This window comes from Chroococcidiopsis sp. CCALA 051 (genome assembly GCF_003015105.1).
GTDB classification, from domain to species: Bacteria; Cyanobacteriota; Cyanobacteriia; order Cyanobacteriales; family Chroococcidiopsidaceae; genus Chroococcidiopsis; species Chroococcidiopsis thermalis.
The window spans coordinates 25,319-47,140 of record NZ_PYCI01000002.1 but is presented as its reverse complement, the minus strand read 5'-3'; the positions used below and the strand labels follow the sequence as shown (position 1 = coordinate 47,140).

At 45.3% G+C, this 21,822-nt stretch carries 16 protein-coding genes; 5 read left to right on the top strand and 11 right to left on the bottom strand.

The features are described 5' to 3' along the window. Positions 1 to 115: 115 nt before the first annotated feature. Complete coding sequence (locus C7Y66_RS00755) at positions 116 to 901, top strand: SDR family NAD(P)-dependent oxidoreductase (RefSeq protein WP_015152141.1); 786 nt, start codon at positions 116 to 118, stop codon at positions 899 to 901. Positions 902 to 1,369: 468 nt separating this feature from the next. Here the strand turns inward: C7Y66_RS00755 and C7Y66_RS00750 are convergent, their stop codons facing one another. Both C7Y66_RS00750 and dprA read right to left on the bottom strand, forming a co-directional pair. Beyond that, on the bottom strand, positions 1,370 to 1,903 hold the full coding sequence (locus C7Y66_RS00750; RefSeq protein ID WP_106544110.1) for a hypothetical protein: 534 nt from the start codon (positions 1,901 to 1,903) through the stop codon (positions 1,370 to 1,372). Positions 1,904 to 2,008: 105 nt separating this feature from the next. Next, a complete protein-coding gene (dprA, locus tag C7Y66_RS00745; RefSeq protein ID WP_106544109.1) occupies positions 2,009 to 3,121 on the bottom strand; it encodes a DNA-processing protein DprA in 1,113 nt (370 codons plus the stop codon). Positions 3,122 to 3,319: 198 nt separating this feature from the next. Here dprA and C7Y66_RS00740 point away from each other — a divergent pair, with 198 nt between their 5' ends. Continuing rightward, a complete protein-coding gene (locus tag C7Y66_RS00740; protein WP_015152136.1) occupies positions 3,320 to 4,306 on the top strand; it encodes an ATP-binding cassette domain-containing protein in 987 nt (328 codons plus the stop codon). On the opposite strand, the gene C7Y66_RS00735 is transcribed toward C7Y66_RS00740, so the two are convergent. The 3 genes from C7Y66_RS00735 to C7Y66_RS00725 all read right to left on the bottom strand — a co-directional run bounded on the left by C7Y66_RS00735 (position 4,303) and on the right by C7Y66_RS00725 (position 10,871). Then, a complete protein-coding gene (locus C7Y66_RS00735; RefSeq protein ID WP_106544108.1) occupies positions 4,303 to 6,741 on the bottom strand; it encodes a DUF3769 domain-containing protein in 2,439 nt (812 codons plus the stop codon). The two genes, C7Y66_RS00740 and C7Y66_RS00735, sit on opposite strands and share 4 nt — an antisense overlap. Positions 6,742 to 6,900: 159 nt before the next feature. After that, positions 6,901 to 7,017: a photosystem II reaction center protein I gene (locus tag C7Y66_RS00730; protein ID WP_015152134.1), complete on the bottom strand. Its 117-nt coding sequence runs from the start codon at positions 7,015 to 7,017 to the stop codon at positions 6,901 to 6,903. Between the two features lie 104 nt (positions 7,018 to 7,121). Then, complete coding sequence (locus C7Y66_RS00725) at positions 7,122 to 10,871, bottom strand: hypothetical protein (RefSeq protein WP_106544107.1); 3,750 nt, start codon at positions 10,869 to 10,871, stop codon at positions 7,122 to 7,124. A gap of 461 nt (positions 10,872 to 11,332) precedes the next feature. On the opposite strand from C7Y66_RS00725, the gene C7Y66_RS00720 reads away from it, so the two are divergent. After that, a complete protein-coding gene (locus tag C7Y66_RS00720; RefSeq protein WP_106544106.1) occupies positions 11,333 to 12,574 on the top strand; it encodes a PAS domain-containing protein in 1,242 nt (413 codons plus the stop codon). A 126-nt stretch (positions 12,575 to 12,700) separates the two neighbouring features. Here C7Y66_RS00720 and C7Y66_RS00715 read toward each other — a convergent pair whose 3' ends face one another. Further along, positions 12,701 to 14,347: a hypothetical protein gene (locus C7Y66_RS00715; protein ID WP_015152131.1), complete on the bottom strand. Its 1,647-nt coding sequence runs from the start codon at positions 14,345 to 14,347 to the stop codon at positions 12,701 to 12,703. Positions 14,348 to 14,627: 280 nt separating this feature from the next. Here C7Y66_RS00715 and C7Y66_RS00710 point away from each other — a divergent pair, with 280 nt between their 5' ends. After that, complete coding sequence (locus C7Y66_RS00710; RefSeq protein WP_015152130.1) at positions 14,628 to 14,984, top strand: iron-sulfur cluster assembly accessory protein; 357 nt, start codon at positions 14,628 to 14,630, stop codon at positions 14,982 to 14,984. A 96-nt stretch (positions 14,985 to 15,080) separates the two neighbouring features. Next, a complete protein-coding gene (locus C7Y66_RS00705) occupies positions 15,081 to 15,509 on the top strand; it encodes a hypothetical protein (protein ID WP_015152129.1) in 429 nt (142 codons plus the stop codon). Positions 15,510 to 15,632: 123 nt separating this feature from the next. Here the strand turns inward: C7Y66_RS00705 and cheB are convergent, their stop codons facing one another. The 5 genes from cheB to C7Y66_RS00685 all read right to left on the bottom strand — a co-directional run bounded on the left by cheB (position 15,633) and on the right by C7Y66_RS00685 (position 21,819). Then, entirely contained in the window at positions 15,633 to 16,706 is a 1,074-nt protein-coding gene (gene cheB, locus C7Y66_RS00700; protein WP_106544105.1) for a chemotaxis-specific protein-glutamate methyltransferase CheB, read from the bottom strand. 109 nt (positions 16,707 to 16,815) lie between these two features. Then, positions 16,816 to 17,244 carry a response regulator gene (locus C7Y66_RS00695; RefSeq protein WP_106544104.1) on the bottom strand — a complete coding sequence of 143 codons (429 nt, stop codon included), beginning with the start codon at positions 17,242 to 17,244 and terminating at the stop codon, positions 16,816 to 16,818. Further along, positions 17,241 to 17,369, bottom strand: coding sequence for a hypothetical protein (locus tag C7Y66_RS32760; RefSeq protein WP_255409912.1), 129 nt, complete (start codon positions 17,367 to 17,369; stop codon positions 17,241 to 17,243). Before C7Y66_RS32760 ends, C7Y66_RS00695 begins: the two co-directional genes overlap by 4 nt. Positions 17,370 to 17,418: 49 nt before the next feature. Then, positions 17,419 to 19,212 carry a methyl-accepting chemotaxis protein gene (locus C7Y66_RS00690; protein WP_106544103.1) on the bottom strand — a complete coding sequence of 598 codons (1,794 nt, stop codon included), beginning with the start codon at positions 19,210 to 19,212 and terminating at the stop codon, positions 17,419 to 17,421. A 117-nt stretch (positions 19,213 to 19,329) separates the two neighbouring features. Then, positions 19,330 to 21,819, bottom strand: a complete 2,490-nt coding sequence (locus C7Y66_RS00685) for a hybrid sensor histidine kinase/response regulator (RefSeq protein ID WP_106544102.1) — start codon at positions 21,817 to 21,819, stop codon at positions 19,330 to 19,332. Positions 21,820 to 21,822: the final 3 nt, after the last annotated feature.

Sequence of the window (21,822 nt, the reverse complement as noted above, 5' to 3'; positions counted from 1 at the left end):
TTTTAACTTTCGATTTTTGACTTTGCCATTGCCAACTACCTATTACCACCTCAGCAGTATGACCGATCTCTCGACCGCGTGATAAACAGCTGTCAGAGCATAGGGAGATATATTTATGCAATTGGCAGGAAAAGTCGCATTAGTGACGGGCGCGGGTTCTGGAATTGGCAAAGCAGCCGCTAAGCTGATGGCAAAAGAAGGGGCGAAAGTTGCACTGTTGGGACGTTCTGAAGATGAATTACAGAAAACTCTAGCTGAAATTGAATCGAGTGGGGGTACGGCAATATCTGTAATTGGTGATATTTCCAAACCCGAACAGATGCAACAAGCGAATCAAAAAGCTGCTGATGAGTGGGGACGGTTAGATATTGTTTTTGCAAATGCGGGAATTAATGGTGTTTGGGCATCTTTGGAGGAATTAACGCCCGAAGAGTGGAATAAGACAATAAACATTAATCTGACAGGAACTTTTTTAACAGTTAAGTACGCCGTACCTTATTTGAAAAAACAACCGGGTTCGTCCATCATTATCACTTCATCAATTAATGGAACGCGGGTTTTTAGTAATACAGGTGCAACTGCATATTCTTGTACGAAAGCGGCTCAAGTTGCTTTTACTAAAATGGTTGCTTTAGAGTTGGCAGAACACAGAGTTCGGGTAAATGTGATTTGTCCTGGGGCGATCGAGACTAGTATTGATGAGAATACCGAACGACGCAATTTAGAAGAAATTAAGGAACCTGTAGAGTTTCCCGAAGGCAAAGTTCCTTTAACAGATGGTAAGCCAGGAACATCGGAACAAGTTGCTCAATTAGTTTTATTCTTAGCTTCCGATGCTTCTAGTCACATTACAGGTACGGAAATGTGGATTGATGGCGGGGAATCGTTGCTGAAGGGATAATTGATAGCTAGAGCTTAAAATAAGTAGGGTGGGCAATGCCCACCCTACAACTCAAGCCAAATATTAGGGAAACGAGTAGAGAACGATCGCTTTTATTTAAAAGAATATCGTTCGATCGTCACGCTCAATTGCCTTTTACTAAGTTTTTGTTAAGATATGCAAAACTTGTGATCTCGGCAAAATAAGTCTGACGCTCTACCCTAGAAGTATTTGGTTGTAAGCGGATTCCCCAAAATAAATAGAGGGATAAAGTGATCGATAAAGCTAATAATATTCTTTGAAACATAACTCTTTCCTCATCACCACACACGTAATTGCCATCTCGTCTGGGCAGCACAGAAAGCAATTTTCACTCTTGCCTTAGTGTGCCTAATATTTTCTACAAAACGATCGGACTCGATTCCGGTCTTTTAACTGGCACAATCAAAAGTGGTGAGTGATGAGTGATGCGTGGTGCGTGAAGAAAAATTAATTTATTTGCTCTAAAGCTTGACAAATCGCTTGTTTTTGCTCGATATCATAATTCCAGCGTTCTAAAAAGCCTTTGTAGTTGCCTTCTCCAGTTTTGGCTGACTGCATGAGTTGTTGGGCGCGATCGCGTACTTGAGGCAAATCGACGAGCTGTATGAGCTTTGTCGTGCGGCGACTGACTTGTTCCGAGCCTTTTGCCATGTCTTCTTTTTGCTGGCGACGGTGAAAGATGGCTTGTGCCGTTGACATAGCCAAATTTTTCACTAACAGCTCTGATACAATTTCTGGACTCGATCGCAGTGCCTCGACAACGGCGGCGGAAGGAGAATCTGCTGCGGATGATGCTGAGGTGAGGTAAGTTACAAAAAACCCCCTCGCACCGTTTTCTGTCTTGACTAATGCCGATATAACAGTGGCTATGTCTGCTTCAGAGAGCGATCCTGCTTCTATTTGCGATAGCAAAGATTCAGTTAAGGCGATCGCTTGCTCAAAGGAGACTGCTGCGGGTACTTCTAGAGAAGATTGTGACATGAGGGGTAAGTTGATGGTTGATGGTTGATGGTTGATTGATGGTTGTTGTTGCTCTGCTCTCTTCCCCTTGCTCCCTGCTCCCTGCTGTCTGACAACTGATTCAGCCTAACAACGTTGATACCGCATTCCTGGTAACTGAGATACTAACCCTAGCAATTCCAACTGTAACAAAGCACTAGCAACTATGCCCGTGGCATAGCCCGTTTGCTGGACGATCGCATCAAAGGACATTAACTCAGAAGCAATTGTCGTCAGCACTTGCTGAAGTTCTGGTTCTAAATTAGGTAAACTTAATTGCTCGAAAGCAGCAGGCGCTGGATCGATTTGGGGCAGACTTCCCAGCAATTCCAGCAAATGACCTTCACTTAAAATGACGGTAGCACCCTTATTGAGCAAACCCAAACAACCATGCGATCGCGGATTATCTAAACTACCGGGTAAGACGTAAACATCCCGCGCGAAATCATTCGTAAACCGTGCCGTAATCAAAGCACCCGATCGAGTAGGAGCTTCCATCACCAACACTGCACGGCACAAACCTGCAATAATCCGGTTACGACGGGGAAAATGGGCGCGATCTGGAGGAGTTTTACTGGGAAATTCGCTGACTACTAAACCTTGCTCGACAATTTGCTCGTAAAGCTTTCGATTTCGAGGTGGATAGACGATATCAACTCCCGTTCCCAAAACCGCGATCGTTCTTCCGCCTGCATCCAGACAACCTTGATGTGCTTCCGTATCAATGCCTTCTGCCAACCCAGACACGACGGTGAACCCATTACGAGCAAGTGCCATACTAATTTTTCGCGTCCAACGCTTGCCATATTCAGAAGGACTGCGCGTGCCAACAATTCCAATTAGCGCTTTACTACCTTGATTTTCTCCCTCATCCACGATACCGCGATAGTACAGCACGGGTGGCGGACTAGCAATTTCTAACAGCAGGCGGGGATACTCATGGCTGTCTGCGGGTGTCCAGAAGTAGGGGTTTTGTGCTGTGTGGCTGACGAGGAATTCTGCTGGATGCAGTTGCGATCGCGCAGCATTAACTTGTTCGAGTGTCTGCGTTCCCATCCCCTCCACCGCTTGTAAAGCCGCCGAACTCGCTTGCCAAGCTGCTGTCAGCGTCCCAAAATGCTGCTGTAAGCGCTGTAACAACACTGGACCCACGCCAGAAACCTGCGCCCATGCCAACCAAAAAGCCCTTTCTTCTGTCAATGATTTATCCTTAACGTATGCGCGCCTGTTAGATTACTCGGTTATAGCCTCTCTTTAATGAAAGTTGTTAGTTGTTGGTAGTTGGTGGTTGGTCATTCGTCATGCGTCATTTGCGATCGGTAATTTTTGACTTTTGACTTTTAACTTTTAACTTTCCCATTACCAATTACCCATTACCTATTACCAGTTCCCCTGATTATGTCTATTGTCCTAGTAGAAAATTTAAGTAAAGTCTATCCCGTAGCAGTAAAAGAGCCTGGACTAAAAGGAACTGTCAGTCATTTTTTTCGCCGTACGTACAGACAAATTGAAGCAGTTAAGCAAGTTTCGTTTCAAATTGAACCTGGAGAAGTCGTCGGCTTTTTAGGGGCAAATGGAGCAGGCAAAACGACAACGCTCAAAATGCTCACGGGTTTGATCCATCCTTCTAACGGACGAGTCAGGGTAGCCGGACACGTTCCTTTTCAACGCCAACCGGAATTTCTGCGGCAAATAACCTTAGTTATGGGGCAGAAGCAACAATTGATCTGGGATTTGCCAGCTTTAGACTCGCTAAAAATCAATGCTGCAATTTACGGACTTTCGACTCAAGAGTATCGCCGCCGTGTCGGGGAATTAACAGAAATGCTCTCCCTGCAAGGTAAGCTGAATCAACCCGTGCGCAAACTATCCTTGGGGGAACGCATGAAAGCGGAACTTCTAGCCGCCTTGCTGCATCAACCTAAAGTCTTATTTTTAGACGAACCGACTTTAGGATTGGACGTAAACGCGCAAGTTGGAGTGAGAGAATTTCTGCGGGAATACAATCAAAGGTATGGGGCAACAATTCTGTTAACCAGCCACTATATGGCAGATATTACTGCCCTTTGTCAGCGAGTTTTGGTGATTCATAAAGGACAATTAGTTTACGATGGTAGTTTAGACCAACTTGTAGATAATTTTTCTCCCTATCGCGAAGTGCAGGTAGAACTTGCCCATCCTGTATCTAAAGAGGAGTTGCTACCCTATGGTGAAATTAAAGCCGTTACGGGTCTATCGGTACGTTTTTGCATCAAACGCGAAGAAATGACACGAGCAGTCGCAAAAATGTTAGCAGAATTAGAAGTCGTCGATTTAACCGTTACCGATCCGCCAGTCGAAGAAGCGATCGGGCGAGTATTTACCGCAGGAAACGTGGTGTCTTAATCGCCTCTCTCCACTCCACCAACCACGGGACGAACTCCAGTGGTCGAGAAAGGATCGCCGCCACCCGTCCAGTTGAAATCGCTAATTCGCAAGCTGATAGAACCGATTTCTAGTTCGGGATTGTAGCGCAAGACAACGCCGTAGGTACGCCGACTGTATTCTAAAACGTAGTCGGTACTGAGCGTGTCGTTGTTATCTAGGTTGAATGATGTTTGAAAACCGATGCGAAAAGGACCGTAAAGTTGCTGGGTAAACCCAAAGCCTAAAACCCGAGTATCGGCAGCACGGTCAAACAAAAATGGCGAGATGCCACTGCGAAGCCCTTCGGAATAACTGACGTTAACGCGAGTGTAGTCCAAAAATGGGCGAGAGAAATGACCGATTTGCCCTTCTAGTCCCACCGTACCGATTAAGGTTGATTGGTTGTCGCCGTTACTATAGAAACTGCTAGTTCCAGTGACACCAGCAAAAGCTGCTAAGTAGGGAACGACTGGAACTGGGGTGTATTTCAGTCCTTGCTCGGCTGTTGCCGGTAAACCTTTTCCCTCCCAAAGTAAAAAACCGCGATTTAGAGCTACACTACCTTGAAAGCGACCGAGAGAAACGCGATCGTTTTCCCGCACGGTGTCTAACAATTCCAAGCGGTCTGTATTGGCGTTGATATATTGATAACCTAGTTGATAGCTTAAATTAATACCTGTATTCCCCAACGGCACGATGGGAGAATTCACAATTCCACCAATGCTACTTTGAACATCTTGATATCCTAAAGTACCGTTGTACAAGCGATCGCGGTAGCTAGCTTCCAATGAGACGGTATGGGCTAAACGTCCGCCAACTAACTGTTGAAAGCGCAAACTGCCACGCAAGTTGTCTTCTAAGTCACCAAAATCTAGACTAGTTAGGATTGCCGAACCAGTTATCGCATTTCTCAATCCCGTACTCGCCCTCAGATTTGCCCTCAAGCCAAAATACTCTGAGTCAAAGAAATTACCATTCCCCTCATCTATAGCTTTTTGCACGAAAAACTGAGGCGTAACGCTGAACTGGACTGCATCGGCATTGAAAATAGGGAAATTGCGTTCGATAAAAATTCCGCCACGGTCGTCACCATCAAAACCAATTTGAGCTAAGGCGGGGTTGGTTTCGCGCTGGTTGCGATCGATCACTGCTTGGTCGCGGGGAATTGGTAATGAAAATCTTTGGTCGAATACCAAACGTTGCTTTTGGGTGCGAATGCGATCGCGTTGAGGTGTTTCTCGCACTAACGTTACCCGATCTGCCCTCAGCTCTAACTCCGGTGGTGAAAACGGGTCGTTTGTGATTCTGACATTTTGTGCTTGCCAGCCTTCGCGGTAGAAATTTATTGTCTCGGCTTCAAATCGCAGCCGCTTTACCGTCCCACCTTTTTGATTGAGTGGAGGAACGCCAGCTATGCCCCTTTTACTGCCGTAGTTGATATTCAATCCTCCGGCATTGGTGACTTGCTGTAATGGCTGGTTGGGAGTAAAGCGATCGCCACCTGGCAAAACGCTACTCGTAGTCACGTCAGATTCAAGCGGAGCGGCAAAATCTTGACTCGCTGAGGGAATAAAAATTTCTCCTCTACCCCCTTGGAGCGTCCCGCTATCTTGGACGATGTTGAATGTGAACCGTTCTCCCCTTAAAACTTGTTTACCTGTGGTGTAGACGACATTACCTTCACCGACAGCAATTAGATTCGGGATACTAACTTGCAAGCGATCGGCATTGAGGACTCCATCTTGCAATCTCACCTCAACCCTACCTTCTGCCGTCACGATGCGGCGATTGGCATCGTATTCTTGACGATCTGAATTGACTTCTATCACCCTGCGTTTCGTCGCTGGGACATTGGTAGGGGTTGGTTGTGGTGCTTGTTGCGGCGGCTGCGTTTGCCCAGAAGGGCTAGAAGGTGTAGGGGCGCGAAAATCTAATTCTTGAGGACGAGTTTGGTTAAGTTCTGAAGGGTTTGTTGGTGTCGTGACTTGTGCCAACAGCTTGTTAAATTTGACGATCGCCCCAGACGGGCGAAAAGCCGGAATCGGTTGCGCGGGTCTTTTAACGGCAGAAGTACGATGGCAGATAGCGGCAGCGGAGCAGATAAAATTTTCTTCTACCTTCTGTCTTTTCCTCTCTGTCCTACCAATTGGTTCTATACCTATATCTGTCTGAGCAATATCAAACTGCTCCGCACCATAACTAACGGTTACTTCAGAACCTAACATCACAGCCTTTTTTATGGCGATCGCGGCTGCGGTTCTGGTTGTCGCTGCTGGGGAGGCAGTAGATCTAGCTGTCAACAATTCAGCAACAGCAAAAGGTCGCTCTTCTCGACTGCGGGGCGAGAAAATTGGCTTTGGTGGTAGATGTTGAACGAGAGCGGGTGGTTTGGGCGGTGGCACAGATTGAGTCATATTTCAGCTAAAGATGCAAACAACCAGCCCAGAGTATAACCAACCAACGCACAGCTTTACCGCTTGTTGCTAGAAATTTAGCGCGTTGGCAAATCCAAACGCGCTTTCACATCACTTGCTAGTAAAGGTTTCTTTTTATCGTTACCTAGTTATCATTACCTAGTCGAGATCTCTCCGACCGGGGTTACGAGCTGGGTCATTAGACAAGAAGCCAAAGACGAACAGCGTCAAGAAAAAACCAACAACGATATATACGACAATTTTAAGCGTCAGCATAGGTGTATCTCCAAGCTGTATGAGAAGCTGATATTTGTGTCTGATTCAACTCAGACAGCTCTCCTAATCATACATGAATAAGCGGCTAGGGACTAATGACGTTACTAGTCGCGAATAACTACTTCTGGCTTGTCGTCTCGGTCTGGTTGGTAGAGTTGTTTTGGTGTTTCTACGCTCATTCCTGCTACTGGTGCAGCAGTTGTCATAATCTTGGTGCGGCTTTGAGACTTCCAGTGCTGGTATCGCAAGAAAGGAAATGAAGCGACTTTTTTCGCTAAAGCCCAGAAGAATACGTAACTCGCTAGCAATCGCTCAAAAGCCCCAAATCGAGATTCTCTCAAATCCTCAATCAGTTCTTTTTGATCTTCGGCATTTTGCTCTTTGAAGTAAAAAGCGGCATTTCTGAAATAAAAATACTCATCGTTACCTTCTAAAACGATCGCGCTACTAAAGCCTTTGCGGGCAATTTCAGGGTTAGCACCCATGACAACAACTTCCGGTCCCACGTCAATATTTCTCACGCCGTCTGCTTGTTTACCCGTCATAATTGCAGCGTTTTCTTGGTGTTTTTGCTTCTGTCCCCGTCTACCATCGGGTACGCCCAAAAATAGCAAAGTTCCTCTCACGACTCGGTGTCCAAAATCGTGCAATAAATCGTCTTCTGGATTTGCTCCGTGAACTTCTAAAGAAGCAATTCCATAGCTGAGCGAAAACAATTTACTGACATAGGATTTTAATAATTTGCTCACCCAAGGCACGTCACCAATGACCAAGGTTCTTTTGCCAATTCGCGCGAGGAGTTGCCTGCCTTGAAAATACCTCAGTCCCAACGTCCAGAGCCACGAACCGAAAATGTATATGGCAATGTCAATTAAACTAACAACAGGATTGACTATTCCCAAAAAAAGTGCATCTTGAGGTATGTGAGCTGCCCAAACAATCAGATCCAAAATTGTCTTAGCTAGGGGAATTGTGTGACCGAAAGGAATTGCCCATCCAACTGTAATTGCGACATATAAAGCATGAATTCCCCAGGCGAGAGGCGTTTCTAAGATATGGAGCGCCCACGTGCGACCACCTGCGATCAGAGTTCTTCGGATCGCAGTTTCAATTGTGTTTCCAGTGGGAGTTGTCCCCATAATTTGCACGACATTGATATCGAGAAAGTCATCCTTCATCTTTTCTAAGGCGGCGAGACTTTCTTGAGTCAAGGTCATCCCAAAGGGGCTAGAGTCAGGAAAATGATGTTTGACTTGCTTTGCTAGATATAGTAATAATTCGGTTAAAGTATGTTGAGCTGCGGCAACTGCGATCGTGGCAGGTTCAGAAGTTCTGCGTCCGCTCCCATTGACGAAGATGTTGTGACGTACGGTATTTGAGTGCTTTGGTTGAATCGCCCGAGAGCCTAAAAAGCTGCTTAACTCTCCAGTCAAGATAAACAGCTCGCCGATAATGTTTTGCCGATATAACTGGTCGAAGGTATGAATCGCCTGTACCGTAGGAAAGGTTTGACCCGATTGAGTAATTGCTAGGACAATTGAATCTTTACCGAGCTGCAAGCTGCTAAAGTCGTGCTGAAGTTGCTGCAAAACTTCGTTGGAAGAGATGACCCGCACGTTTAGCCACGGAAAGACAATCTTTAAATCCTGAGCAAATCTCTCTCCCAGCCACAAACTATTTTCTACACCTGTCACGAGCAAATCGACAGACGGTAATTGCTGCATGTGTCCGGTCAAGCCAGCACGCACCATTTTTTGCCGCTTTTGCTCGAATTTATGCGCCTTTTCACAAAAGAGTTGAACCAAATAATCTGCACTTTGGCGATCGAGTGAGGCTGAATTCTGCCACGATAGTCTAATTTCTGCCAGAATTGGCGGAATTTCTCGACAATCAGCCGCAATGGGATCTACAGTATCGTTTTCGGGATATTTAACGTGAGGCAGATAGGGATGGTCTGCCATCGATATCCATCTATCTTTGAGGTCTGATGAAGCGACTTCGCACTTTTGGCTCATTGAGTAAATTGCAATGTCTTTGGCTGTAACCATTGCAATTTCTCCCATTTTCTGGTCTAAGTCCAAACGGTAAGACTCTGGTAAATTCAGTAACACAGCATCAACTGCGGCTGGTTCGGAGGCATAAACCATGTATCCGTCTTGCCAATTGAAGCCAACGGACATTGGTTGTCCTTGAGCGCTCAGTACCAGTCGTCCTTCTTCTAGGGTAGAAACCGTAACTAAACCAAAACTCCCTTCGGCTCTGGACATGAACGTTTTGGTAGCAAGATGTAAGTCGTTGTGAAAGAAAGCATGAATTGCCGTTCTGACAAAGGTGACTCTTCTCTGCCAAGACCATTGGCTCATCGAGCTATCGTTAGTCGTTGCTTGTAAAATATCGTGTTCCAGACGACAAAAGTATTGGCTAGAGGCGGGAGAATCTGGGGCTGCTAAAAGCTTGCGATACAGCACGAAGATATTTTCAAACGTGGCTGCCCAATTACCAATCTCTTGTGGAGAAGGGGCTGTATTCGGGGCATCAACGGCGGGTTTTTGTCCGCCAAAGGCTGATTCGATTGAAGGAGCGATCGCCAGTTGATAGGCTAATCTTACCGAAGCATCCCACATACCTTGAGTCACGAGTAGATCCATCATGCCCGCAATTTTGGGCGAATCTCCCCGCGCGTGGTTGGCAGTATGCAAAACTCTTTCTAACCACCAGCCTAACTCAGTATTTCCAATCGAGCGATCGAACAGCGTCCAAGCATCAAAATCGCCGTTGTGGGTAATTCGATGATTGACGTTTTTGTGTTGGTGAACCCACTCTCCCTCAAGAAATTGCCATACAGATGCTTGTCTGGCACTCATCCATTCATGCCAATGAGTTTCTAATACAGCCGGGGGTCCACTCGTTCCAAAGCGATAGTGCCACACCCCCATCACTGTCGATTCTAGGGTTTTAATGCCTGCGAGTGCTGCTCTGCGTCTTTCTGCTGCAAAAGCTGTTTCTAAGGATTTAGTCAAATTGTCCCTTTTTTTGTTGACAACTTTTTTCCCCACAAATACAGTCTGATTATCTCGGTTTGTCGCTACAACCAGTCCACCACCAGCTTGTTCGCCTCGAATTTCTGTTTCTCGCCCCATTTCGTGAAAGACATTTACTACTCTTTCTGGCAAAAGCTGGCGCGGATCGTCGTCGGCATTGCGCTGACCTAAAAAGCCAAAGTTACCGCAACAAAAAATCTCTGCAACTCCAGTCACAAACGCTGCCAGATCGGACCTGGAGCTAAGAATGATTAGCAAATTAGCACCCAGAAAAGTTTGACTAAAAAATGTGCTAATAAAAGCGATCGCCCGATCGCCTCTCGTCCAAATATCACCGAAACTAGCAGAAGAAAATTGCCACAATATGACAACAGCAAGAAGATTAAAACAAACCCCGCCAAGAGCTTTGATTCTGATCCGCCAAGGAGTGCGATCGCCTGCTGCCACCCATAAATCAGCTCGATCGCATCCAGGAATAAATATTGGCTGAAAAGGTAGTAGCGATCGCAAAGTTACAGCGATACTTTTATGTTCGAGAATATTGACAATATTCAGGGCGTTTGGTTGTCGGTCGAGAGTGGCGATCGCGATTGCGTGTCCCAAGCCATGAATGAAAATCGCACCGTTCCAAACCAATCTGAGTAAGGTTGCACTTGATAGAAATAGGAAAAAACCTAGAGAAGAATTAAAATTAGCTGAACTAATGAGCGGAACGAGTGCAGCTGCTGCAACTTCAGGAAGAACGGTTTTGGAAGAAGAAAAAAAATTCTGCCGCTGCAACAACCGAATCAAATGCAACCAGATAACTTTCATAAAAATAACTACTGACTCCGAGCGTAAAAATGCACCCTTGATGACTCAAATTGAAATATAAAAGAGAAATCAAATTACATATTGTATTTTTCGCTACTAAAACTTAGTATTTGTTAATACTTGGAGTGTGAAATCTTTATAACACAAGGAAGAAAGCATCTATCACTAGATAGAAATATTGCAAAAATTTGGCGATTTGTATGGATGGGTTTAATGAAAGCTGAGCCTCATAGTGAATGTAGGTGGAGCAGTTTTTGGATCGCGTTTTCCAGTTCCAGAGCGATGAACTCTTATCAATGATTGGTTGTATTAATTCATACTCGCAGATTAAATAAGTGCAAAAAAACAGGAGTTATTCTCAATATCAGAGGGTTTAAGTATAATCATTTTTAATATTAAACAGTTTACTAAATAGCGTTATTAAGAGTAAGATAAAAACTGCCCTAGATGTTTTTTTTGCTATGAAAGTAGAGTTTCGTAGACTGCATCGTCAGCTTGCTCCAATTCTTTTTTTACCTCTACTTGCTAGTGCGCTGACTGGAGTTGCATACCGCTTGGGCAAAAGTTGGTTTGGAGTTTCTACCTCAGTTGGTGATGTTTTGATGACAATTCATCAAGGTGAATATCTGGGCAAACGTCTCGTTCCCATATACATTATTCTGATTAGCTTGGGAATATTGGGAATGAGCGTAACAGGTACGCATTTACTCGATCGTCGGAGTAGCGATCGCGAACTGGCAAAATCGAATATTCGCAATATCCATCGACTGCTCGCATTGATTTTACTTTTACCACTTTCAATTAGCGCTGAAACAGGTTTAGCTTACACAATAGCAAGGGACTGGCTCGGTTTATCTAGAGAGCAAATCGGATTTTTGCTAGAAATTCATCAGGGATTATATTTAGGAGGGACATTCAGTAACTTTTATATTCTCTTATTAGGTTCGGGTTTAGTAGTGCTATTAATTGCTGGAATTAGAATGACTTCGTTAATCGGCAGTCAAATTCCGCGACAGCAACCTCAGCAATCTCCCGTTCAAACATTATCACCCTCTGCTTTAGCTGATACAGTTGCTTTACTTCGCAGACAGGCTTGGCTGGGACTCATCTTATTTTTAACTGTGTTTTGTAGCGCTCTGTACGGCATCACGTCACGAGTAGTTTTGAAAGAATATAACGTAGCAGTGTCTAACGTATCGCCATCTAATTTTTCTGCTCAAGACTTGCTAATTCCAATTGGGATTCTCGGCTTGGTCTGTGGCGTATTAGGTGCGATCGTAGTGGAGAAACTAATTCAGAACTGGCGGCGACAAAAAGAAGTTCAATCTGCCTTGTATGAAAGTGAAACGGCGAGTAGTACTATATTAAGAGCGCTGCCAGATTCTATATTGCGGATGAAACAAGATGGTACGTGTCTGAGCTATATGCCAGCAAAAGAAGCTAATTCGTTTACTTTGAATGGAGATATCTTAGGTAAGAACGTGAATGAGTTCTTGCCAGCAGAAACGGCACAACAGCTGCTCGAATATGCTCGATTAGCTCTGAGAACTGGCGCAACTCAGATTTTTCAATTTTCGGTTTCTTTTAAGAACAAACAGCATTACCAAGAGGCACGAATTAGTACAATTGGCGATAAAGAATTTTTGATTGTTTTTCGCGATCTAGCCAATTTAGAGCAACATAAAGTAGAACAGAATCAGTGACTAGTGACTAGTGGCTGGTGACTAGAGAGGAATCTAATCACCAGTGACTGTTGGAATATTGGAAACGTTGACTAGAGAAGAATCTAACCACTAGCCACTAGCCACCAGCCACTCATCAATGACCGCTTATTCAATCTGTGGCATTAACTGAAGCATTCCAATGCCTAAATCTTTAGATGAAAGAGATCGCGCTTCAAATAGTGCCATCATATCTTTCATTTGGGGTTGTCCCCGCGAAGCACCCATTAGACCTCTGGCGACGATTAAGCCGCAATAGCCTTTGGTATGCTTGCAGCGATCGTTCCACTTCTTTCTCGCAACGACGTGAACTGGATCGTCTTCTAAAAATTCGCCAAATAGAAATAACTCTCCATTATTAGTTTGCAGCACGCCTAAATCGTAGCGATCGCCACCAAACGGATCTGCTCCGGGATTAAAACCGATACCTCTAAGTCCTCCCGCACTCAAGAGAGCCTCAATCGCTTCTTTGGCTTTAGGACGGGAAGTTTGAATCAAAATCACTGGCAATCCATCTCCTGCTTCTGTAGGCTTGCCGACTTGCTGATGGGTGACTTTCTGGCGCAATTGCTGCACCATTTCCCAAGACACAACCCCTAAACTGAGAAAAGAATCTTCTGGGATTAAATCGTCCCGTAAAGACTGAAATAGAGGCATGTCGTCCAAATCTTCTGCTTCTATTGCCTCAGTTGCAACTGCATCTGCCATTTCCTCTAACTCTGTAGCCAAATTCGGCAAGGTGGAGACAGTCACGCTGAGGGGTTGAGATTTTTTCTCCGACTGGGATGAGGGTAGTGTAATGCGATAATTGCGGCTAATCTCAGGGAAAGTTTTCCCGCCTAGTTGTCGGCGCTCGTTTCGCAAAAAGCGATTTAAAGCTTCCAAGGCAACAAAAACAGCACTAGCCTCCTCCTCATAGAGGACAGAGCGCAGTCCTTCTAGAGGATGGATATTACCAAAAGATGGCTCAATCTCCGACAGGGGTAGGTCTGCTAGATCGACAAATTCTCCACCACCATCCATCTCTTCCGAGCGCTCGAAAGTGAGAAATAAGCAATCTTGTTTGAGAAATGCTTCTTCTAGCTGTTCTGTGGCATCTTCTTCAATCAAAACTTTCGCCCGAAATCTTTGCAAGGATTCAGCAGAGCGATAGAGTAAAATGCCATATTCCATCCCCAACATGCCCATCACGGATATATATAGGGTTTCGATGTCAAAATGGTTGAGCTTGACGGCAATAATTTGGTGTTCTTCTAACAACTCCCAAGGAGCAGCTTGCCAAATCTCAAATGCTTTCTTTTTGAGGGCGGTGGCATATTGAGGTGGTAATTCGGGGGGATGAGCTTCCCCAAATTCTTCAAAGCCGCGATACAATTCATCAATTAGCGGTAGATCGGGGACGTAATCGATCGCGATGTCTAATTCTTGTAACACGCCGCGCAAATAAAACTGAATTTCGCGATCGCGCACGACAATTTTTTGAGGACGAGCGGGTTTAGCGGGGCTGTTGGGATGCTCCATTGCCCGTAACAGCGTGCGCACGACAACTTCGGGTCCGCTGTCGGTAGCCACGACATCCATTGCCCGCACGACTCCTTGAGAGCCATCGACCCACAAAATACACTCGCTCCCTGCCTCTGCGTCCCCTCTGGGGCTTGGCGCTGATAACGTGCGGCGATCGCCCTCCCAGACACAAGGAATTTGATTCAATTTCTGCAAACGCCGTCGCGTGGAGCTATTTAACGAAGTTGTCATAGACCAACCAAGCCAATCAGGGAGACAGTGCAAACTTTCGATCTTACTTAGGTGTGGGAGCTGTAGTTAAGCAATTGGCAGCCTTGCCTCAGCCAACAGGAGTTGTATTTTCCCCGATCCCGTTTCATCCAATTAGACCTATCAATTCTAGGATAGAAATCTTTGTGGTGCTTTGGTCAGGATCGTTGACAATTTCTCAAACCGCACCTCTGTTGCCGTTACAATGGACGAAAAAGCTGCATATTGCATTCTAAAACCATACCAGGAGTTGTAACAGTCTATGACATCAGCAACCCAGTCTCAACAGCGAGGCATTCAGTTAACCCAAGCAGCTCTGCAACACATTTCATTTCTGCGCGATCGCCAAGGGCAAGACCTCTGCTTGCGGGTGGGAGTGCGTCAGGGTGGCTGCTCTGGAATGTCTTACATGATGGATTTTGAAGATATTAGTAAAGTTAGAGCCGATGATGAAGTCTACGATTACGAAGGCTTCAAGATCGTGTGCGATCGCAAAAGCATCTTATACCTTTATGGCTTACAGCTAGATTACAGTAATGCCATGATCGGTGGCGGCTTCCAATTCACGAACCCCAACGCCAATCAAACTTGTGGCTGCGGGAAATCGTTTGGTGTTTAATAGAGTGGCTGAGTGGTAATAGGTAATAGGTAATTGGTAGTTGTGTATCCATTACCCGTTACCCATTACCCATTACCCAAATTCCTGCCGTTGACAATGACTGACACAGTTGCATCCCTCTTTGAATCAGCACTCGAACGCTACAAGGCTGGCGAAGAACCAGAGAAGTTAATTCCAGTTTTTCAAGACATTTGCGATCGCGCTCCCAAAAGTAGCGCTGCTTGGACTTGTTTGGCGTGGTTGTATTTATTAAGCGATAAATCAAATGCTGCCCTCAAAGCAGCGCAAAAGGCAGTTAAGTTACATCCCCAAGATGCCCAGTCCAGAGTTAACCTTGCCGTAGCAATGCTGGAAACCGGACAAAAAGGCGTGCGAGAACACGTCGATCGCGCCATGCAGTTTATCATGGTTGATTCCGATATGCGGGATGAAGTCAAGCAAAACATTGCCGATGGCATGAGCCGCAAACCAGATTGGCAAAGCATGGAACGAGTTAGGAAGTGGTTGTTTGAAGCTTCTGAATGATAATTGGTAATCGGTAATTGGTAATTGGTGGTTGGTAATCGGTAGTCGCTCCCTCAGCTCCCGATCGCTGGGCGACTCTCTCTTCTTCCCTGCTCGTGCGCTCGTGCGCTCCCTGCTCGTGCGCTACCTGACAAAAACTCGGCTCAGCACGAAGGGAGCTATGCTTTGGATTGGTAAGATGTGTTGCACGGCTCCTAATGCGATCGCTTCTTTTGGCATTCCAAACACGATGCTGCTTGCCTCGTCTTGAGCGATTGTGATTCCTCCGGCTTGAGCGATCGCTTGCATTCCTGAAGCACCATCTCTACCCATTCCTGTTAGTAGCACGCCCATGATTCCCTTACTGTAAAACTGGGCGGCAGATTTAAACATGACTGTAACTGAGGGGCAGTGACCGTCTACAACGCCAGTTGCTCGGTTAAGAGTAAATTTGCCTAGAGAACTAAATTCTAAGTGACACTTTTCTGGTGCAAAATAAATCGTTCCCGGTGATGGAATTTCCCCATCTTGAGCAATCTTAACTTTGACTTGACACTCAGTTGCTATCCAACTCACCAATCCATGCAAAAATCCTTCGCTAATATGCTGAGTGCAAATAACGGGCGCTGGAAAGTGACTTGGTAGATGGCTAAAAAGCTTCTGTAATGCTTGAGGACCACCTGTAGAAGCACCAACAGCTACCATCCGAATTGAAGATAACCCGCCGTGAGATCCTAAAATTCTACCTTGAACTAAGGGTGGAGCTGAGATCGAGAGTACGGGCTGCTTCAATGGTTTGGTGAAGACGCTGACACCAGAAAGCACTTTGATTTTGGTAATTAACTCTTGCTTGATGCGATCGTACTCTGAAGGTGTTCCCATTGCAGGTTTGGGAAAGACATCGATCGCTCCAGCTTGTAACAACTGAAAAATCGTATTGGTGTCGCTCTCCTGTACCGAACTGCTGATAACTAGAATTGGTAAAGGATGTTTTGCCATCACCTGTTTGGTAAACTCCAGACCATCCATCTTTCGCATGTGTAGATCTGTACAAATTACGTTAGGTTGCAGCTCTGGAATTTTATCCAAAGCTTCCTGACCGTTACTAGCCGTGCCAACAACTTCTATTTCTGATGTAGCAGCTAATAGCTTTTTCAGAATTGCCAGGACAACAGGTGAATCTTCAACTAATAAAACTTTTACTGGAAATTTTGACATCAATTAGATCTCGAATCAACCGTACAAAAGTGATACGAATGGCATAGAGACGTTACATATAACGTCTCTACACCGCGCAGATACTCTGTTGGCGCACTTCCTGTAACGATTATGTGAGTGGTTTAGCGCTCACTTGTTTGCTTGCCAAAACTCGAATTTTGGTAATTAATTGCCGCTTCAGTTCTTCTTGATCTGCGGTTGAAACTGATGTGGGTTTTGGCATTACATCAACGGCTCCAGCTTGCAAAACTTGGAATACGTTGTCTATATCTTGCTTTTGGACGGCATCGCTCAAAACTAAAATTGGTAATGGAGACTTTGCCATGACATGTTTGATGAATTCCAAACCATCCATTTTGGGCATTTTCAAATCCGTACAAATTACTTGAGGTTGAACTCTAGGAATTAAATTCAAAGCTTCTGCACCATCTTGAGCTGTACCTACAACCTGCACTTCTGGTGCAGAATCAAGCACTTTACGGAAAATGCTCATAGCAACGGGAGAGTCATCGACTAATAAAACTTTAATTGGGGTCATGGTAGTTGGTAATTGGTAATTGGTAATTGGTAATTGGTGGTTGTAGGGGCGAGTTTTTTGAGCATATCTGTACTAAATCCAACAATTCTTCGACTAATCCCGTCCTTATAACTGTCGAAAGGCATTTAATTGTGAATTGATTTTGACTTTTCACTTTTGACTTTTGACTTCTTTCTATACAATTGCCTGTAATTGTTGGGCAACTTGATTGAGTTGCTGAGTTGAAACGCGGACTTGGTTGATGCCAGCTGCCGTATCTTTTGCACCGAGGTTGATTTCGTTCATTGCTGAGACGACTTGCTGCACGGAAACCGCTTGCTGCTTGGCGCTGAGGGAAATTTGTTGGCTGTTGAGGAAGACGTGGTTAACGGCATCTGCGACTCCAGTGAAGGACTCTACAGTTCCTTGGGCTAAGCGCAGTCCATAATCGACTGATTTCGTGCCTTCGTCCGTCGCCATTACAGTGCCGTTAATTGAAGCTTGAATGTCGTTAACTAATGCATTAATCTTCTCAGCAGATTTCTTACTTTGGTCGGCAAGTTTGCGAATTTCACCTGCAACGACACCAAATCCCTTACCGTGTTCGCCTGCCCGTGCTGCTTCTACTGCTGCATTGAGGGCTAACATATTGGTTTGGTTGGCAACATCTGCAACTAAATCGGAAATACTACCGATTTGAGTCGTTTGTTCTGATAATCGCATAATTTGTTCGGCGATCGCCCCAACTTTATCGCGGACGGTAGACATTTCTGCCATCGTTTGATGTACGGCTTTGCTACCGTTATCGGCGAGTTCTAGGGCTTGACGCGCCCCAGCAGCAGAGGCTTCGGCTTGTTCGGCAGATTGGCGAGAAGCCGCACCTAGTTCTTCTACGGTGACAGTGGTTTGATTGACAGAACTTGCTTGTTCGGTGGTAGTGCGTTCTTGTTGTTCGACTGTTGCCCCAATTTCGGTAGAAGAGGAAGCGACAGCATTGGCAATTTGTTGAATCATTTTAGCTGTACGGCTGGCGAATAGAACTGCCAACCCACCAGCAACCAATAAAGTAATCCCAGTTCCTAGTAGTAGGTTGGTGATGAGTTGCTGCTGCCCAGCAAATACAGATTTTGTATCTTCTGCTAAGATTACGCTCCAGTCAAGTTCTGGCATTCCTTCCATGTTTGGTACTGGCGCATAGGAAACTAATTGTTCTGTTTTGTCAAAGCGATCGATATCGATCGCTGTAGCTATTTTTTTCTCGGCGTGCATTTTGACAAAGCTAGCAAAGTCTGCTTTAGCATCGTGACCCACTTGTTCTGCTTCCCGCGCTGCAAAGAACTTATCATCAGAACTCACGAGATGATATTCTTTGCTACTCGATCCGGCTTGTTGCGCCTGCTGTGATGCATTGAATATTTTTTCATTCAAAATGCTATCTAAGCTTTTTATAGGCATACGGGTGCGAACTACGCCTATCATTTTGCCCGTATTAGCATTAATTATTGGTGCAGCTAAGTGAATGGCAACTTCACCAGTTGATGTTTTTCTAGGTTGTACAATGGCTGGCTGTTTAGTTCTCATCACCTCCTTGAAATAGTCTCGGTCTGCCAGATTTGTTGATGTTTCTCCAGTCGTGCGCAAAATTACTTTTCCAGATAGATCCATGACAGCAATACTGTCGTAAACGCCATAAATTCTCATAAATCCATCTAGCACGTTTTGCCTTTGCTGCTGAGTAATGTCTTTTGTGGCTTCAGGATTATTCAAAATTGGCAGTCTAGAGATGACTCGAATATCACCAGTGCGCTCGAACATAAAACGTCCAACCTTATCTGCCAAAGAAAAGGTGAGAGATTCTTGCGATTGAATTGCATTTTGGCGATAGTTGTTACTAGCAGAAATATAATTACTCACCCCGATTGCCATAGCTGGCAGCGTACCAAGGGCGATAGAAAAAGCAATTGCTTTAGTTGTTAATGAGAACTTCATGAGAGCTATTCCTTATGTTTGACGAAATTTTGAATCGAGAAATTATTGTTTTACACCATTGCCAATAAGTTTTTTGTTGCGATTTCTAGTTGTTGAGTATCATTTAAATTTTGACTTTCAAATCAATCTAGTCAGCGTATCGAGCAGTAATTTTTGATCGAACGTACCTTTAGTTAAATAAGCATTTGCTCCTGCTTCAGCACCTCGACGTTTATCTTCATCAGAGGCAAGAGTTGTGACGAGAATAATTGGTAACTCTCGATATTCTTTGTGTTGGCGAATTTTTGCCGCTAGCCCCAAACCATCTAAATTCGGCATTTGCACGTCTGAGATCACAGCATCAAAACTACCTGTCCTCAACTTGTTGAATCCATCCGCCCCATCCACAGCAGCAGTCACGTCATAACCAGCACCCTCTAGCAAGCGCTTGACCTGAGTGCGGATAATAATTGAGTCTTCTACTAACAGCAGCTTTTGCTTGATTTGTACCTGCTGGAATTCGCTGGTATGTATGGCTACAGGCTTCTTCTGTACGGACTTGAGTAAATCTTGAGGATTGAGAACCATGCAAACTTCACCCGTGCCGAGGATAGTAGCACCAGTTACGTTCCGAACACGCTTGAGTAACTTACTTTGCGGCTTTAAAACGATATCTTGCCGATCGAGTAAAGCGTCTACTAACAACCCGAGGCGATCGCCGCCGACTTGCAGTACGACACAAGGTAGCATTTTGGCAGCAGATTTGAGACTAGGGGCGATCGCGGGCAATTCCAGTAGATCGTCCAGCCAAGCCACAGAGATCGGTTGACCTTCAATGGCGATCGTTTGACTGCCTTCCAAAGCAAAGATCTCTTGCCGAGACACGAGTAAGTTTGTCTGTACGAACTCCACTGGCAGTGCGTAGGACATGCGATTAACTTCCACAATCAAAACTTGAGTGGTGGCTAACGTCGTATCTAATTTGATCCGAAACTCACAGCCCATCCCAGGCAAAGATTCGATTTGGATCGTCCCCTTCATTCTTTCGACATTTGCCCGCACCACATCTAAACCAACCCCGCGACCAGAAATTTCTGTCACTGTCGTTCGAGTCGAGAAACCAGGGGCAAAAATCAGCGATTGAATTTGAGCTGTCGTCATGGCTTCCAATTCTTCTTCGCGGTGGAGTCCCCGTCGCACAGCAGTGCGTTTAATGCTATCGATATTCAAACCGCGCCCATCGTCTGTAACTTCAATCCCAATACTGCTAGCAGTTTGATACCCTCGCAAGTGAATAGTTGCCGTGCGTGGTTTACCCGAGTTTTCCCGTTCTTGAGGTGTCTCAATACCGTGATCGACTGCATTGCGTAATAGGTGCAGCAATGGGTCTTTCATTTCCTCTAGAATTCGTTTGTCTGCCTTGGTATCTCCGCCTTCAATGACTAGATTAATTTCCTTGCCTTGCTGCTTGGCTAAATCTCTGACGAGACGGGGAAAAAGCGCAAACATATTCGATAGAGGTAAAAGGCGTAAAGTCTTGATACCTGATTCTAATTCTCCAGTGACAATATCTAACCGAGCGGTGTCTTCGTAAGCTGTGCTTTTCAGATGGTTAATCAGAGAGCCGAGGCGTTCTAACCGTTGCTCCGACCGATGTTGAAAGTTCTGCAATTGCTTGATGTTGTTGGCTTGTAAGCCACGCTCTATCTTGTCAAACACCGAGCGATGGACAAAAGCATCCCGGCTCCACTCTTCCCAGAGGGTGAGAATTTCTTCAATTTCACCCATGCGTTGAGCAATTCGTAGTTTAGTCACTGTTAACTCACCCGCTTGAGTCATCAATGTATCGAGCTTTTGCGGTTCGACTCGAATCGTATCAATTTGATGATTACTGGTTTGGGCTGTCTCGCTTGCTTCGGCTGTTGGAGCTGGCTGCGGCTTGGCTTTAGCTTCGGGGATGGGTATGGGTTCAGGCTGTTTAACTGGCAGTGATGCAGGTGTAGGAAGAATCTTCGGTAATATAGGAGGTTCGAGTAAGAAGAAATCGTCGTCGAGTAGGTCAAATGATGCAGCGATCGCTTCAGATGGTTCTGTAAGGGACGGTTCGGAGAATAGATCGTCTTCTAAAGTAGTGACGGGCGGTTCGGGAAATAAATCGCTCTCAAATAGCGGGATGTCTGCGGTGGCTACGGGTTCGGTAAATATTGGAGTATCAGCAGGTAATAGTTCTTCATCTTCACTTGCAGGACTGGACTGCGCCCCCATTAATCGGGCGAGGACGTAAAAAAGATTGACGCTTGGGGCAACACCCGTAACCGCCTCATGGACGAACTGACGCATGGCATCGAGTCCCTGATAAAGGCGATCGCACAATTCTGCGGTTAAGTTGCTCTCACCCCGCTTGACTCCAACTAGTACTTCTTCAATTTGATGTGTCAGGGTTTCAACACCCTGTACTCCCAGCATTCGAGAGTCTCCTTTGAGGGTGTGAATCTCGCGCAAAAAGTCTTCGAGTTGTTCGCGATCGCCTGGATGTTTTTCTAAGTGCATTAAGCACTCTTCCAATTTCTGCATCCGTTCGGCACAAGCTGTTTTATATATATCTCTGAGTTCGGGATCGTCTATCATAAA

Coding starts and splice junctions, on each gene's coding strand:
- C7Y66_RS32760 (WP_255409912.1), bottom strand. CDS start 17,369: ATGCCTTTCGACAGTTATAAGGACGGGATTAGTCGAAGAATTGTTGGA.
- C7Y66_RS00750 (WP_106544110.1), bottom strand. CDS start 1,903: ATGTCACAATCTTCTCTAGAAGTACCCGCAGCAGTCTCCTTTGAGCAA.
- C7Y66_RS00710 (WP_015152130.1), top strand. CDS start 14,628: ATGACATCAGCAACCCAGTCTCAACAGCGAGGCATTCAGTTAACCCAA.
- C7Y66_RS00740 (WP_015152136.1), top strand. CDS start 3,320: ATGTCTATTGTCCTAGTAGAAAATTTAAGTAAAGTCTATCCCGTAGCA.
- C7Y66_RS00695 (WP_106544104.1), bottom strand. CDS start 17,244: ATGACCCCAATTAAAGTTTTATTAGTCGATGACTCTCCCGTTGCTATG.
- cheB (WP_106544105.1), bottom strand. CDS start 16,706: ATGTCAAAATTTCCAGTAAAAGTTTTATTAGTTGAAGATTCACCTGTT.
- C7Y66_RS00690 (WP_106544103.1), bottom strand. CDS start 19,212: ATGAAGTTCTCATTAACAACTAAAGCAATTGCTTTTTCTATCGCCCTT.
- C7Y66_RS00730 (WP_015152134.1), bottom strand. CDS start 7,017: ATGCTGACGCTTAAAATTGTCGTATATATCGTTGTTGGTTTTTTCTTG.
- C7Y66_RS00715 (WP_015152131.1), bottom strand. CDS start 14,347: ATGACAACTTCGTTAAATAGCTCCACGCGACGGCGTTTGCAGAAATTG.
- C7Y66_RS00685 (WP_106544102.1), bottom strand. CDS start 21,819: ATGATAGACGATCCCGAACTCAGAGATATATATAAAACAGCTTGTGCC.
- C7Y66_RS00725 (WP_106544107.1), bottom strand. CDS start 10,871: ATGAAAGTTATCTGGTTGCATTTGATTCGGTTGTTGCAGCGGCAGAAT.
- C7Y66_RS00705 (WP_015152129.1), top strand. CDS start 15,081: ATGACTGACACAGTTGCATCCCTCTTTGAATCAGCACTCGAACGCTAC.
- C7Y66_RS00755 (WP_015152141.1), top strand. CDS start 116: ATGCAATTGGCAGGAAAAGTCGCATTAGTGACGGGCGCGGGTTCTGGA.
- C7Y66_RS00720 (WP_106544106.1), top strand. CDS start 11,333: ATGAAAGTAGAGTTTCGTAGACTGCATCGTCAGCTTGCTCCAATTCTT.
- C7Y66_RS00735 (WP_106544108.1), bottom strand. CDS start 6,741: ATGACTCAATCTGTGCCACCGCCCAAACCACCCGCTCTCGTTCAACAT.